The organism is Vibrio sp. VPAP30 (assembly GCF_001188205.1).
Lineage (GTDB): Bacteria > Pseudomonadota > Gammaproteobacteria > Enterobacterales > Vibrionaceae > Vibrio > Vibrio bivalvicida.
Genome location: NZ_LBLS01000037.1, coordinates 139,710 through 155,270 on the forward strand (window position 1 = coordinate 139,710; position 15,561 = coordinate 155,270).

The following is a 15,561-nucleotide window of genomic DNA, read 5'->3' on the forward strand; positions in this document are numbered from 1 at the left end:
ACAACAATGAAAAAACTCCTTCTTACTGCTGCCATAGCAACAACTGCCAGCCTATCGACTAACGCCTTTGCTTATGACCTAAACACCATGACTTGGGAGCAAATCGTCGAGCAAGCAAAAAAAGAAAAAATGGTCAACGCCTACATTTGGTACCTTCAGCCAGAATTCCGTAAGTTTTTCCGTTCATTCGAAAAAGAGTATGGCATCAAGGTGCGTGTGCCAGAGGGAAATGAAGCAGGTAATCGCAACAAACTACTCGCTGAAGCTCGTAAAGATCAAGGCACCATTGACGTTATGGCACTAGATACTGTCAAACTGCCAATGATGATTCAAAGCAATGTTGTCTATGGCCCGCTTACTGATATCATTCCTGGAAGTGACAAGTTGCGCACCAACTTAGTCGGAGTCGATACCCAAGGGTATGCTTACGCGTTTTGGGGTAACCAAACCGGTTTTGCTTATGACCCAATGCGTGTTGATAAGAAAGCGCTACCGCAATCTTTTGATCAGTTAACTCAATGGATTGAAAAACATCCCGAGCAGTTTGGAGTCAACGACCCGAACAAAGGTGGTGCTGGTAATGCGTTCATTCAGCGCGCTATCTACCACGTGTCAGGCAATAGCGATGCTTACTTCCAAAGCACCATGGACAAAACAGCGATGACGCAATGGTCTAAGACGTGGCATTGGTTTGAAGAGCAAAAAGACAACATTATCATCACCGCCTCTAACGCTGACAGCCTGACCCGCATCAACGATGGTGAAATTGCCATGGCTCCTGCATGGGAAGATCATTTAGCAGGTTTACAAAAAGACGGAGCGATCACGCAACGAATTAAATTCTACATTCCAGAGTTTGGCATGCCAGGTGGCGGTAATATTATCATGATTCCAAAGAACGCTAAAAACAAAGCCGCCGCCGCTGTCTTCATTCATTGGATTACCTCAGCGCAGGCTCAGACAGGACTAAACACTGTCTTCGGTGCAGCCCCTCAACACCCAGATGCAGATGACTCCAACGCACTGGTCGATAGCACGCAACGTTCATACAGCTCTGAGTTCTTTACATCAGAGTACGCAACTGAAGCGAAAAAAGCGTTTGTAGAGAATGTATTAATGTAATAATTCAGGCTCGATTTCGATCGAGCCTATTTGATTAGCCACTTGAATCTTAATGCACAGGTGATTAATCAAATAGTAGTGTCCATTGGCAGTATAACCAACAAAATACGTAGAGTTTGTTTGGTTAACCAGCGGATGAATAATAAGAAATTAGACCCAAACGGTTAAGGATTGAATGTGATTGATTTTGGCTCCGGTACACAGCGTCAAATACTATCGATAATTCATCGCAATGCACCAACAACACGTGCCGCTATCGCAGAAAAAAGTGGCCTGACACCAGCAGCGATAACAAAAATCACTAAGAAGATGCTGGATGACGAGTTGATTAAAGTCACTGGTAAGCAGAAAGGCTCACGTGGTCAGCCGGGGATAGAGTTAGGGATAAACCCCAACGCCGCATACAGCCTAGGTATCAATATTGAACTTGAGAAGATCAGTATCGAGCTAGTCGACTTCACTGGTGAAAGCGTCTTCTCACGTGCTATTCGCGGTATTTTTTCTGACCCTGAATCCGCCATTGAGGAGCTGTCTGACTTGCTCAAAGTCACTTCGAAAGCATTCGAGGAAGAGTTTGCCAAGCTGATCGGAATCGGAATGACCACCAGCTGTAACTTTGTTCAAGGCAGCAATAACATCACAATGCCGCCACATTTAAAAAAATGGGAAGAGATCGATATTCCAAAACGTATTGGTGATCAATTTAATTGCCCATGCTGGATAGACAACGATGGTAACGCAGCAGCGCTTGGCGAATCTGTACGCTCAAAACGTGCTCGTCATGCCAACTTTTTCTATCTCTACCTAGGTTATGGTATTGGAGGTGGTCACTTCTTTAATGGCCAAACCTATCGTGGTGCAGGCGGGAACGCCGGTCGTATCGGTAAATTGTTTCCCGATCGCAATAATCGTCCATCTTTGTCTTGTTTATATGACTATCTGGGTATGTCAGATCCAAGCCCACACCGTGAAGAAATCCTATCAACCTTGCTAGCCAAGAACCCAGAAAAAGTCACCGAGTGGAAGAAAAACGCTCAACAACAGTTGGTTTCTGCACTGCAAGCCATTCGCGCCATCTGTGACCCGGAAGAGATCATTGTCGGTGGACTCCTTCCCTCTCAATTAGTGAAAGATCTACATAGTGCAAGCATCAATTCGCTACAGCACTACCTCGAAGATGAAGAAGTTATGCCCAACATCACACCAGCGACACTCTCTGGCGACAAAATGGCCGCAACAGGTGCCGCCATGATACCTCTATACCAGCTGGCCTATTCTACATCATAAACTCATATGGGTGCGCCTAACCGCACCCTTCTAAAAACCTGTTCCCAATCGTGTAAATCGCCCATGAAAAATCAGACACATAGCCCAAAAACTAAGCAAAATTCGTCAAAATGCGACCAAAAGCTAGCAAAACAGCATTGGGTTCCACAAACCATCGCTGCCGGAGCTTACTTTAATTCAGCCCCAATAACTGGGTTCAAAATGGCCCAAGGACCACTTGGCAATCCACTTCACCCTAATACTGAAACGACTTTTGAAACAGATTTAAAAGCTAGATTTAGCGCGACCAAAAAATCGCATCCAGAAATTGAATTAAAACGCATCCATTTTGAAATGCCACATTTCGAGCCAGACTCACTTCCAAGCGTAGATGATTATACCCCTATTGAGTTACCTAAACCGCTAGCAAGTACGTCTGTAACTCTAGCGTGGGCAAAACAGAAGAACCTGAAAAAGACTCGTGTAGGCTATCATTTTACTGGTAACCAACTGGCTAACTTAAGAGATAGACTCGATGCAGGTCCTTCATTTCGTGGTTTAGTCGGCAATCTAGGTTACTTCATGACCCGAGACCTTAACATTGGTACTCATAGATGGTCACACCAGAATCGCTATTCTAATCCTGACTATCAGCTGCCAGAAATACTTTCCTATTTGGGTTTTTACTGCTTTACCGACGCACAAGGCAATATTGAAACGGCAGGATTTGACAGTGCACATAGTGCTGCAATTGGCATTAAACATAGCGGTGAAGTCAAGGTTCTACCTAATATTCGCAACTACGCTTACGACATTACCATCGCGGGCCACACTATCAAAGCAGAGAACATTAACCCACCGATGGACCAGGTTGAACAACTTGACGTAGCCCTGTTTAATCCAAACTACCCATATGAATATCAGGGCTCGCTGGAGACCTTTGCCCCTATGCTGACCGTTAAAGATCGCGTCAATGTTTTCATTAGCAATCAGGGGGAGGGGCAAAAGCCGTATGAGCAAGTAGTTAAGGTTTGGTATGGCGAATGTCCGTTGCCTTCTTTTGGTGCCGTGTTGTCACTTAAAACTGAACAGTTTAACCAACTCTACCCCAACGGATTGCCAGCTAGAACCCCTGTTTCAGTGATTCCTTACTCACGCTCTTGTGATTTCTCAGAATATGCCCAGATTCTAGGTGGGTTGGTGCCCTCGGTCATTGATGGACAAAGTATTGTTCCAACCGGAGCTCAGTTTAGTGCCCAGCAAGCAGAAAAAGCCCTAGATGAAGTCGCAAAAACTGACGCGGCTCTGTCACGCACGGGAAAAGAAACCAATAACTTTGACGCTATCATCCGTGAACCTGGCGGTTTGTTCATTGAAACTGACAACCATGTGGGTTATCTGCTGTTTGATGGGCGGCACGAAATGAGCGTCGGAGTAAACATTGTTGATGTCGCAAACCTTGTGAGTCGCTTAGCGCAATCAGACATCAATTTCTTCGACGGCGAGATAATACGAAATGCCATCTCAATCGATGGTGGTTCAGCAATGAAAGCATACGCGGTCGAGGTTCAAAGCGGCGATGTTTCAATGGATATTTTAAATCGCGTTGCCGCAGGAAGCCGAAATGCTCCTGGGAACGATGAACAAGGCTTAAACCTTTACTCTACAGTTGTTATGGAACTATAAGTTATGAGAATTTTGTTAACTCACTACCGTGTCGGCGAAACGGACGGCGTTTCACTTGAGATGGATAAATGGAAATGGGCGCTCGAGCAACAAGGGCATCAAGTCTTTTACATGGCAGGCAGTTCTGGCAGTGTTAAAGCAGAATGCATCAACGCTCTGCGCTATGAAGACGAACTCAATGCCAAGATTACTCAAGATGCGTTCATTGCACCTCAGTATTTCGAAACCGAACAGTCTCTGCTTGAAGCCATTCACTCTCAAGCTAAAGAGATCGCATCTCAAGCCACGGCAATCATAGAAAAACTCAATATCGATGTGATTGTACCCAACAATATCTTCGCTGTTGGGCACAGCTTACCCGCCGCGATTGGTCTAGAAACAGCTATCGAGAACACTGGGGTTAAAGTGGTCAATCACCACCACGATTTTCACTGGGAACGTGAGAAATTTAGTCAGCCTTGCTACCCAAGCATTCAGCAGATACTCGACAAGCACTTCCCCCCTCAACGCCCACAAGACAAACACTGCGTTATCAACAAGTTAGCTAAGGAATCATTAAAAAATGCGACAGGCTATGAATCGACTGTTGTACCGAATGTGTTCGACTTTGACCATTCAGATTGGAAGATCGATGAATATAATCAAGACCTTAGAAGTGAGTTTGGCATTCGAGAACAAGACATTGTCATCTTACAAGCCACGCGAATTGTGGCACGTAAAGGCATAGAGCTCGCCATTGACCTCATTGCCGCACTAAACAAAAAGCTACCTGACTGGGCCGGTAGGACTCTCTATAGTGGGCAGAAAATTCAGCCAGATAGCCAAATCATCCTTGTGCTTGCAGGTATGAATGAAGAAGATGAATACTACGACAAACTCAAAGCGAAAGCACACCAGATGAATGTGACTTTGCTTGATATTAACCATCGCATCGAGCACTCGCGTGGTAACAAAAGCGGCATCAAAACCTACTCATTGTGGGACGCTTATGTCCACGCTGATATTGTAACCTATCCAAGCTGGCTTGAAGGTTGGGGGAACCAGTTCCTTGAGGGCTTGATCGCCAACGTTCCGCAGGTCGTTTATCGCTACCCAGTATATAAGACAGATATTGAACACTTTGGCTTCCACATCATAGATCTAGGAGAAGAACTAAGTTGGGATGCGAATAATTTGGCTCAAGTGTCTCCAGAACGTATCGACAGTGCCGCAGAGAAAACGGAATCTTACTTATTTGATGATGCACTTCGTCAGCAACATATGCAAGAAAACTACACCATCGGCCAGACTTCCCTTTCCTACAAAGCACTTGGCGATATACTCAGCACAGTATTCTGATCGCAAAGTCAATATTGGCTCACAAGTGGTAAAAGCTAATACGTATTAATCAGTACCTAAGTTCATTGTCAGGCGTGAGCCTACTGCTAAAACAAATACACCCGCAGTTATCTCGCGGGTGTATGTTTAATAGGGAACACTGAAGCTAATTAAACATCTTGCCCGACATCTTCTTCTTCAAGCATTGAGGTAAACTTAATTTCAAACTGATTGAAATTGAATGTGCTTGGGCCATGAACACGTTTGGTGGTGACTTTCTCTTCACCAAACTGGACAGTAACATGGGTAAAGACTTTGTTTTTCACCTCAATAATAGATTCTTCCAAAGCAGCCTCAAGTTCCTGTTCATGGGTATCTCGCACGTGTTTTACTTTTTCTAGATGAGCATTGGCATTACTCTTGTCCGCTTCGAGCTTCTCTTCCTGTTCTGGAGTGCGCTCTGATTTAGGAATTTTCTTTAACTCCAACTCCTTACGCACCATATCCATGGTTGCTTCTTGAGCTTGAGTGTATTGCTCTTTCAACTTCGCTTGCTTGTCTTTGAACATTTGGAAGCGAGCAAACGCATGCACATGCGTGGCGGTATCCCCCTCGACCCCAAGATTTACACAAGTCACTTTGTCGCCAACTTTTGCGCTACCACCGCTAAGTGTTCCTTGCCTTTCATTGGCGTCACATACCACTAAATTGTGTCCGCATCGTATTTCATTGTTCATACAGTGTACGGCTAGGTGAATATCAGTGGCTGCTTGCAATTCGCTAAACTGCGCGTAATTCGCCGTAATTGAACCACCAGATTTCACTACGCAGCTCTTTTTCTCATCTTCGGAAACATTGTGACCTATGATTCCTTTCGCAACCTCTATGTCGCCTTGAGCCTGTATATCTGCAGATTCAATAAAGCCGCCAACCGTCAATGAGCCTGTAGTCCGTACGACCATATCGGACTCGATATTGCCAAATACCACTACATTGCCTTTAAACTTTACGTGCCCAGTAGAAACACCAATTGTCGGTAGACATAGAGCATCTTCTACATCAACACTCTTCTCTTTTAATACAGGCATTCCAGAGACTTCTGCAACCAGAAGGTTTGGGTTAGCGGGCGACACTTGGGTTCCTTTCCCGGCTTTTAGCACAGAGTCATTACCGGGTTTAGGGGGAATTATTTTTCCCTGCACGGTCATTCCAGGTTTGCCTTTTGTAGCAGGGACTCGCTTCATTAGGTGGTCATTGGCCGAAACAGTGATGGTTTCCCCAAGATTCAGCATATCGACTTTGCCGTCGTCACCTGACGCCTTTGGAGCAAGCACTTGTTTGGTTGGGTCTTGAACAAGAGGAATGAATTTAGCATCGACGCCTTGGACAGGATTCTTCCCCTTAGCAACTGGCTGCGTAAAGGTCTCACCAGCCTTCAACTGGTGGCTCATTACCAGCACCTTTTTCAGTGCTAGTTTGTTGATCCCTTTAGTAACATGGGCCTGCGCAAGTGCCTGAACAATCTGAGGGCCTCTGAGTGGTTTGCCTTTATAAGCACCGACCACAACCATACTCGCCAACATATCATGCTCGGACAACACCACTTCAACCGTTGCATCTTGTACTTCAGCAATTGCTATTCCGACGTAAGCTTCACTTTTCATATCCTTTGCAAGATTGATAAATCGCGCGACTTCCTCTTCAAGCAGTTTATACTCCGCTGCATCAATTGCTGTTAGAGCTTCATTTAACCCTCTAGTATCAAAGTTATTATCCACCGTGATATCTGGTGATAACTTTGCGACTACCTGTTCCTTGTCTTCAGAAAAAGCGACAAACTTGTTCCACATGCCATTCTGCCCTATAAACTTCCTATCTTGAGTGTATAGAAGTTATTCCCACAACTGTATCAAGTGTGTAACAATTTAGGGCGTACGTCACTAGAAGGCGTTTTTACACTGTAAATAACGTTAGCTAGAACTCGGAAAGTGATGAGCAGCTCCTAAAGAGTACACAGCTTTGACACGGCAACCTTGCTTTGAATACTCCAACAAGTCACATAATTCGGAAGCAAGAATAATGCCTCTGCCATGAGTCAGGTTCTTGTCTGACAGGTTATAAGTCCTCTCATAATCGAATCCTACTCCGTTGTGTTCAAGTTCAAAACTTATCGTCTGGTTGACAGGTTCATAGTCAACCTTGAGCTCGACCCAAGCAGTGTCATCGAGCTGTTTAATTTTTTCTTCTCTCATCTGATAAAACAGGAAGAAACCATCTGATTGCTCTTTGATTGATGAATCTAGCTTTAGCAAGCCATGTTCAATTGCATTAGCGAATAACTCTGAGAGGACCGAACAAACGAGATCTAAATGCGCACCACTTATGAGAATGCCTGCTAAGAACTTACGTACCTCTGTCATAACGGTCACTTCCCGAAGAATACTACCGTCTAAGCGTAAAGTTGAACTTGATGGCACCTTACTCAATGGAATAATGTCACGAGGTGCTTGTTGAGAATTACCATTCAGAATTGGAAACTTCATGGTAAGTATCGACAAATCATCGCCGACAGATTTGTTAGCAAATTGACGGACAGATTCATACAGAACGGGAATTAAGCTCTGATCGCCAGAAAGTGACGCTTCTAGCCGCTTCTGACCAAACTGCTCTCCACTCTCGTTAGTCGCCTCAATAACACCATCGGTATAACACACAATCTGCTGGTCAGGCTCAAGCTTAAAATGGACAATGTTGGATTCAAATTCGTGTGTATTGAGCACCCCAAGTGGCATATGAGTCGAGGTTAGCCTTCTAACAATAGCTCCGTCGTCGTCAATCAAATAACCATCAGGTAGCCCACCTCCCCACCAAGACACTTCAAACCCATTCGCACGCACTTCAAAAATGCTGGCGGCCAACATCATACCCATTGGCAGGAAACGAACTAACACATCGTTAATTTCACGAGCGATCTCTCCTAAAGAGAGTCCTTTTGCCGCCATTGAAAAAAAGGCCCGAGTCGCAGGAATTGCTGAAATAGCCGCTGGTAAACCATGACCAGTCGCATCGGCAATCATCACGTAAACGCCACCATGAGGCCGATTTGCGACTACGATCAGATCGCCATTGAAAACAGTCGAAGGTGTCGATAAATAGTTAATGCCGTAGATGTTTTTAACTTGAGAACTCATCTCATGCATTAGGTTGGAAAATATAGACTCGGCAATAGCGTAGTCATAACGAACTTGCTCGCGGAACTGGCTAAGTTCATCACGTTGCTCTTTAACCTCATTATGCATTCTAACAATACGGCAATGTGCCTGAACTTTGGCAATTAAAACACTTCTTTCTACAGGTTTAAGAATGAAGTCATCGCCAACCGTTAAACAGCGCTCAAAAGAAACATCATCATCAAGCACCGTTAGGAAAATGATAGGAATATGAACATCAGAAAACGCTTGTTTTATCTCTTCCGCTGTAGTGAAGCCATCCTTGATCGGCATCATGACGTCGAGCAGTATCACGTCAGGCAAGCTGTCCATCTTTTTCATAGCTTCGACCACCCCTTCACCGTTTTCAAAAGTCGTTACGGTGTCTGACAGATGGTTGAGCATGAATCGACACAATTCTCGATTGGTCGCGTGATCATCGACAATCATTACATGCATATAAACCTCCGAGTATTTTACTCAATGGCAAATTTTTTATCGAATCGAGATATGGTCAATATCTTCCTCACTTGAGGTAAAGTGTTGGTAATTCGAATCATACCGTCTTCTTGCCCCAAGTAATTGTGCATATTGAGTAACATACCAAGACCCGCACTATCGATGTAATCAACTTTTCTAAGATCTATAGTGAAGCGAAACTCTTGGCGGTCGTTATAGCACCGACGAAACTCTTGAACCAAATTGAAACCAAAGGCTCCCTCAATCAAGATAGTGATGTGTTTAGTTGCCGAATCAATCACAGTTTCTACTGACATACTCTTCCCCTTTCACCTTATGTTGTAAACGAAAGTTTAATTGTTAGAAAAGCTCTACTTCCCCTTCTTGGATGTTTTCTTGCGATGCAGCCGGAGCGCCTCTGCTTTCTATTTCTAACTGTAGTGCAATTACCCCATCGGTAAAGTCTTGTTGATCAATATCTTGGCGAGCCCACTGCTCGCACAAGCTAGTAAACTGTTGCAAAAACGCCACCGACTGTTTGGCATAATCACCTTGTTGAACAATGATATCGGCAAACTGTAAAGCTCGAATGCCGTTGTCAACTTGCGCATGAAGCAAATCGCCGCTTGAGCGGATCTTGTGAACCTCTTGTTCGACAGTTCGGTTAACCTCCTGAACACCGCGTAGCATGTCATCAACCTTTTCTTTAGATTCAATCGCTTCAGTCATGTCGATTGAAGCCATCTCACCTACTGTCTTATTCGCTTCTTTAACCGTTTTCTGAGCGATGTTAATTTCTGCCTCAATTTCATCATTAAGCTCTTTAGCTTTGAGAGAAAGATTACGCACCTCTTGGGCAACGACAGCAAAGCCACGCCCAGCCTCTCCAGCTCGAGCCGCTTCAATCGCTGCATTTAAAGCAAGAAGATTGGTTTGTTCAGACAGTCCTCTAACTTGCGCCAACAATTTAAATACCGAGTCTAACTTGTCGGACATATCATGAATGCTATGCACAGCCGAAATACTTTTTTCTGAGACAACAACCAACGTATCGACGAAGTGACGAATTATTGCCTCCGTTTTTGGTAGCACCTGGCTGATATCGCTGTCCTTATCTTGATTACCGAGTAAGTTATCTACCAGCTCAGTGGTGATTTGATTTTGACTTTCAGCGAGTTTTTGTAACTCGAAATAGCTTTCATTAAGCGTTTCAACAGATTCGTCAACCACGCTACGCTGATGGTCAAGCGGCTCAATAAGCTGGTGCGCTATCCTACTTAGCATAGGAGAGACTTCTCGAGGTGGTTGGATCTTCGACTTCGCGGCTTTCTCAGTGGTACTTTTTAATGCAACATTTTCGGCTGCACGCTTTGGCAACACAAACCAAGGAATCGCTGCTGCTAACACGGTCAAAGCAACATGAGCAATTGAAGTCGACATACTCATTGCGATGGACAAAAGCACAATTTGTGAGCCAATTGCGATGAAGTATCGGACTTTTAAACTATGGGTTATGGCTTTCATCAGACTTCCTTGAAGTTGTATACCGTCTGACTAAGCGTCAGTCGACAAGTATTGACATATCTGCTTGGGGACCTGAGCTAGATCAAGCACTGATAACGCCGCGTTCATCTCGATAGCAACGCGAGGCATCCCCCAAACAACCGAAGAGGCTTGATCTTGGGCAATGGTTTTCCCACCAGCTTGCTTGATCCGCAACATGCCTTGAGCACCATCCTTTCCCATGCCCGTTAAAATAACGCCAATCGCATTCTTACCCACCGTTTCCGCCACTGCATCAAACATGACATCGACAGAAGGTTTATGAAGATTGACGGCTGGCCTATCATCTTGCTGGCAATACAGATGGTTACCGCGGCGAACAACCACAAGATGTTTATCTCCTGGTGCCACGTAAGCGCAACCATTAACCAAAGGGGCACGATTTACACTAAGTTCTTTTACATCGATTTTGCTACTGTCGTTTAATCTTGCGGCAAATGACGCAGAGAACATAGCGCTGATATGCTGGGTGATAATAATCGGTGGTAGCCCTGCGGGCAGTGCACTAAGCACCTGTTTAACGGCTTCTGTTCCCCCAGTTGAGGCACCTATTGCTATGACCTCTACTTTATGATGACCCTTTGATGGTGAGATAACATGTTCAACTTCCAGCTGTACTGGTGATTTGTTGGCTACGTTCGCTCCCGCCGCCATCTTGATTTTGTCATTAACCAGTTGCTTGTAGTTGACCATCTCTGCGGTGCTTTCCACGGCAGGCTTAGGAAAATAGTCAACCGCACCTAGCTCTAGAGCAGTGAGCGTCGCTTCGGCACCATGCTGAGTTAAAGTAGAGATCATCACAACAGGCATCGGACGCAATCGCATTATGTTTTTCAAAAACTTAACGCCATTCATTTTCGGCATCTCAATATCGAGCGTAATCACATCAGGGTTATGCTGCTTGATGAGTTCTCTCGCCTGAAAAGGATCTTCCGCCATCGCCACTACTTTCAGATCGGGATCAGAGTTGATCAACTGTGACAGCAGCGCTCTAAAAACGGGGGAGTCGTCAACAATGAGTACTTTTATTTTTTTCATTAGAACAGCTCCACATCATCGTCATGTGGACGATGACTTTCTTTATCCAATTGACTGGCATATTTTTCTTCTTGATGCTGGAGGTTGTGAACTTCGGTAAATGGAATGCGTTTAAGCCAGGCTTTACCACTAATCGGATCAAATAACACTTTTCGCGGTTCTAACCCTCCGAGATCTTGAGCAATAACATCAAGCCCTTCTTGTTCGACATAATTAAGAATAAAGGCAATGTTCTTGCCTCCAACCATACTGTTGAGTCCTAACATCTGCGCACCACCAAACAGCTTTACTTGCAGAGCGGCGCGTCGGGCACCTCTCTCAATTAAAGCGTTGATCAACATCTCCATCGCATAACTGCCATAGCGAGAGGCTGTTGACACCACCTCTTCTGGTTTCCATGTTTTTAGCTGTGACTTGTTATCAAATGGCAGCAAGAAATGATTCATCCCACCAACTTGCGCTTCGAGATCCCATATACAAGCAGCAATACATGATCCCAAGCCTGTCGCGATGATTTCATCCTTTTTTTGGCTACAGTACACACCACCAGGTAGCACCTTCACGATATGCTTCCCTTTGGACGGATGATAAAAGCGATTAAAGTGACTGTTTTCGTACTTAGGTGTATCGGTTCTTGCCCAGTTCATGGTGCGTGCCTATTTCTTAACGTAAATGGTGTGCCCTAGATGATGAAAGATATCTAAGTCTGCTGGTACACCCTCTGAATGACCGATAAAAAGTACCCCATTAGGTTTCAATTGGTGGTGAAAACGTTTGAGCAACTTTTCTTGAGTTTGCCTATCAAAATAAATCATCACATTACGACATGAGATGAGGTCGAACTTGTGTTCAAAATCCCACTTATCTAATAAGTTCAGGCGTCGAAAGTGAATAAGTTTTTGTAAACCTGCTTTACATTTAATTTTGCCTTGATACTGACCGGAACCTCTGACAAAACAGGGCTTAAGGTATTGCTTAGGAATACTCGCTATAGCCTCATCGCTATACAAGCCACTCTGCGCATGGGTTAATACTTTCGTATCTAAATCTGTAGCTGTGATCCTGACATCTTCAAAATAGCTAAGGGCATTCGCCCAATGCAAAGATGAAATCAGGCTGTAAGGTTCTTCGCCCGTAGAACATCCAGCAGACCATAGTTTGAGGTTTTTTATCCCTCGCTCTCGCCACTCTTTAATCAAGACCTTCTCTATAAATTCAAAGTGATGGAATTCACGAAAGAACTGAGTTTTATTGGTGGTCAAGCTGTTGATAAACGTCATTTGCTCGGCCGGATCTTGTTCAATGATCGGACGATACTCACTAAAACGCTTCAAACCGAGCCGTCTAAGTTGTCGACTGACTCTGCCATATACCATGGTTCGCTTTCTATCTGAGAAGAATATGCCAACGTTCTTATGCATAAACCACTGAATAAACTTGAAATCTTTGTCAGTAAGTTCAAATTCATCTGCCGCTGGCATTGCTCTCTCAGTTTGAACTAGAACTCTTCCCATTCGTCTCCATCCTCTTCAAGCTTAAAGCTAGAATTGGCGACCTTAGGTGTTCGAATATCTCGAATGTTGGTCTCTCGGCTTGCCCTCTCAGACGGCTTTGATTCAAATGTCGTCACATTGCTGTCCGTCGCAAAGAAGTTCATCAGATGCAGTAACTCTTTACCTTCATCTTTCAGTGATTGACTCGCTGCGGAGGTTTCTTCAACCAGTGAGGCATTTTGCTGGGTCATCTCATCCATGGTGCTAATTGCGCGATTAATTTCATCAATACCTGTTGACTGCTCAAGGCTAGAAGAAGCAATTTGCGCGATAAGCTCTGTCACCTTTTGTACCGCTGCTACTATTTCGTTGAGTGTTTCGCCAGATTCGTCGACTAAACGAGAGCCTTCATCCACTTTCTCGACACTATCGTTGATCAATCCTTTGATTTCTTTCGCTGCTGCGGCACTGCGCTGCGCCAAATTGCGCACCTCACCTGCGACCACAGCAAAACCTCTACCTTGCTCACCTGCGCGAGCGGCCTCTACTGCGGCGTTCAGAGCTAGTAGGTTGGTTTGGAAGGCGATCTCATCAATGACACCGATAATGTCAGCAATTTTTTTACTCGCAGTATTAATTTCAGACATCGCAGATACCGCTTGTCCAACGACCTCTCCCCCTTTACTGGCTTTTTTCGCGGCATCATCAGAGAGTTCATTCGCACCTTTGGCGTTGTCAGCATTTTGGCGTACCGTTGCCGTCATTTGTTCCATACTCGCCGCGGTCTCTTCTAGATTAGACGCCTGCGCTTCAACACGTTGGCTCAAGTCATTATTACCTTCAGCAATCTCAGTCGAAGCTGTTGCCACGCGGGCAGAAGATTGGGTGATCTTGTCGACCATATTCCGAATATTGAGAATTGAAGTATTGACCGCATTAGACAGCCGAGCAAACTCTCCGGTGTTATCTTCAGACATGTTGGTATTGAGATTACCATCTGCCACCTGACTCATAACATCAATGCACTGACCAATTGGTGCAACCATAGTATCGAGTAAACTATTGATTCCATCTCCAAGTTCCTTCATAAAGCCGTTGTAAACACTGGTGTCAATACGTTCGTTTAAATCACCAGCAATGGCTTTTTGAATCAAGGACTCTACTTGTCGCTGCCCATCTTGTTGCTCGGTTATATCAATCCATTGTAAGGCAGGCCCAATATAATTCCCCTCGCCGTCGCGCATGGCGATACAGGTGAGGTTAAACTCCAGACCGCCAACCGCGATATTGGATGAAAATGGCAAGCGATCAGGATTACTAATAATGCTACGCTGGTGCCCTGGATTCTTGTGGAAGATATCAATGTTTTTTCCAACTAGGTTACTCGCATCGAATCCTGTCAGCACCTTTCTAAGGTCGCTTTCTCTGCTGCTGAGTAGTGTTTGTAAAGCAGGATTTAGATAGGTGATAATGCCATCTTTGTTGGCCATCATTAGATTTGTTGTCATACCGGAAACGGCGGAAGCAAGTCGTCCAATTTCTTCTTCTTTTGCACGCTCCTCTGTAACGTCCCGCCATTCAAGCGTGTTACCAATGTAGTTACCTTGAGCGTCGTTGATCGCGGCGACATTAAGCTCGATCTTGATGTCGGCAATGGCAATGTCTGTGCTGTATGGCAGGTTACTTGGATCTGCCAGTAATTGTCTTTGATGAGCAGGGTTGCGATGGAACTCGTCGATGCAACGCCCCAATAACCACTCTTCACTTGCTGTAAACCCAGACCACACGGATCGCATGGTCGCTTCATGCTTTTTAAATAAGCTGATGGTTTCTTGGTTGGCGTAGGTAATAGTTAGATCTCTATCAATCATCACCATAGCGGTTTGAGCTTGATTAACAGCTGCTTGCAAGCGCGATATTTCATTGTTTTGTTTGACTCTTGCTGTGACGTCAGACCATTCCAGTGTATTACCCACATAATTACCTTGAGCATCAATGATGGCCCCAACATTAAGCTCAATTAGGACATCTTTGACCGTAATTGTCGTGGTGTAAGGCAAGTTTGAAGGGTTGGAAAGCATTTGACGCTGATGGCTAGGGTTAGAATGGAATAAGTCGATACAATAGCCAAGAAGGAACTCTTCCGTGGCATGGAAGTTAGGCCAAATAGACTGGAATAAGGCCTCATGAGTTTTGAGAAGATCTACTGACTTCCGGTTTAGGTACGTTATCTTAAAATCGCGATCGATCATCATTAACGCGGTTTGAGCAGCATTCAATGCTGAAAACAACTGCTCTGTGGTTACACCTTGTTCTTGTTCAGGTTCAAAATCTTCTGTTAGCGTATCCTGCGTTGGTGCTTCAAACTGAGCAGCAGGTACTGTTTTCCTATTCCAAAATGCCATGAG

General features: G+C 44.7%; 12 protein-coding genes. 4 read left to right on the forward strand and 8 right to left on the reverse strand.

Annotation, left to right across the window (positions count from 1 at the left end):
• The first annotated feature begins 6 nt into the window (after positions 1 to 6).
• The 4 genes from ZX61_RS17330 to ZX61_RS17345 all read left to right on the forward strand — a co-directional run bounded on the left by ZX61_RS17330 (position 7) and on the right by ZX61_RS17345 (position 5,412).
• Positions 7 to 1,122, forward strand: coding sequence for an extracellular solute-binding protein (locus ZX61_RS17330; RefSeq protein ID WP_049845853.1), 1,116 nt, complete (start codon positions 7 to 9; stop codon positions 1,120 to 1,122).
• A gap of 177 nt (positions 1,123 to 1,299) precedes the next feature.
• Positions 1,300 to 2,409, forward strand: coding sequence for an ROK family transcriptional regulator (locus ZX61_RS17335; RefSeq protein WP_049845854.1), 1,110 nt, complete (start codon positions 1,300 to 1,302; stop codon positions 2,407 to 2,409).
• A 63-nt stretch (positions 2,410 to 2,472) separates the two neighbouring features.
• Positions 2,473 to 4,074 (forward strand): hypothetical protein, encoded by a 1,602-nt coding sequence (locus ZX61_RS17340; protein WP_235431350.1) that lies wholly within the window; start codon positions 2,473 to 2,475, stop codon positions 4,072 to 4,074.
• A 3-nt stretch (positions 4,075 to 4,077) separates the two neighbouring features.
• On the forward strand, positions 4,078 to 5,412 hold the full coding sequence (locus ZX61_RS17345) for a glycosyltransferase family 4 protein (protein ID WP_049845855.1): 1,335 nt from the start codon (positions 4,078 to 4,080) through the stop codon (positions 5,410 to 5,412).
• 149 nt (positions 5,413 to 5,561) lie between these two features.
• On the opposite strand, the gene ZX61_RS17350 is transcribed toward ZX61_RS17345, so the two are convergent.
• From ZX61_RS17350 to aer2, 8 genes are all read right to left on the reverse strand, one after another.
• Positions 5,562 to 7,241 (reverse strand): DUF342 domain-containing protein, encoded by a 1,680-nt coding sequence (locus ZX61_RS17350; protein ID WP_049845856.1) that lies wholly within the window; start codon positions 7,239 to 7,241, stop codon positions 5,562 to 5,564.
• Positions 7,242 to 7,361: 120 nt separating this feature from the next.
• Positions 7,362 to 9,059 (reverse strand): SpoIIE family protein phosphatase, encoded by a 1,698-nt coding sequence (locus ZX61_RS17355; protein WP_049845857.1) that lies wholly within the window; start codon positions 9,057 to 9,059, stop codon positions 7,362 to 7,364.
• A gap of 17 nt (positions 9,060 to 9,076) precedes the next feature.
• A complete protein-coding gene (locus ZX61_RS17360; protein ID WP_049845858.1) occupies positions 9,077 to 9,376 on the reverse strand; it encodes an STAS domain-containing protein in 300 nt (99 codons plus the stop codon).
• 43 nt (positions 9,377 to 9,419) lie between these two features.
• Positions 9,420 to 10,583, reverse strand: a complete 1,164-nt coding sequence (locus ZX61_RS17365; RefSeq protein ID WP_049845859.1) for a methyl-accepting chemotaxis protein — start codon at positions 10,581 to 10,583, stop codon at positions 9,420 to 9,422.
• Between the two features lie 30 nt (positions 10,584 to 10,613).
• A complete protein-coding gene (locus ZX61_RS17370) occupies positions 10,614 to 11,660 on the reverse strand; it encodes a protein-glutamate methylesterase/protein-glutamine glutaminase (RefSeq protein ID WP_049845860.1) in 1,047 nt (348 codons plus the stop codon).
• Positions 11,660 to 12,307 (reverse strand): chemotaxis protein CheD, encoded by a 648-nt coding sequence (locus ZX61_RS17375; protein ID WP_049845861.1) that lies wholly within the window; start codon positions 12,305 to 12,307, stop codon positions 11,660 to 11,662. The genes ZX61_RS17370 and ZX61_RS17375 overlap by 1 nt, the downstream gene beginning before the upstream one ends.
• A gap of 9 nt (positions 12,308 to 12,316) precedes the next feature.
• On the reverse strand, positions 12,317 to 13,174 hold the full coding sequence (locus ZX61_RS17380; protein WP_049845862.1) for a CheR family methyltransferase: 858 nt from the start codon (positions 13,172 to 13,174) through the stop codon (positions 12,317 to 12,319).
• Positions 13,159 to 15,558 (reverse strand): aerotaxis transducer Aer2, encoded by a 2,400-nt coding sequence (gene aer2 / locus ZX61_RS17385; protein WP_049845863.1) that lies wholly within the window; start codon positions 15,556 to 15,558, stop codon positions 13,159 to 13,161. The genes ZX61_RS17380 and aer2 overlap by 16 nt, the downstream gene beginning before the upstream one ends.
• Positions 15,559 to 15,561: the final 3 nt, after the last annotated feature.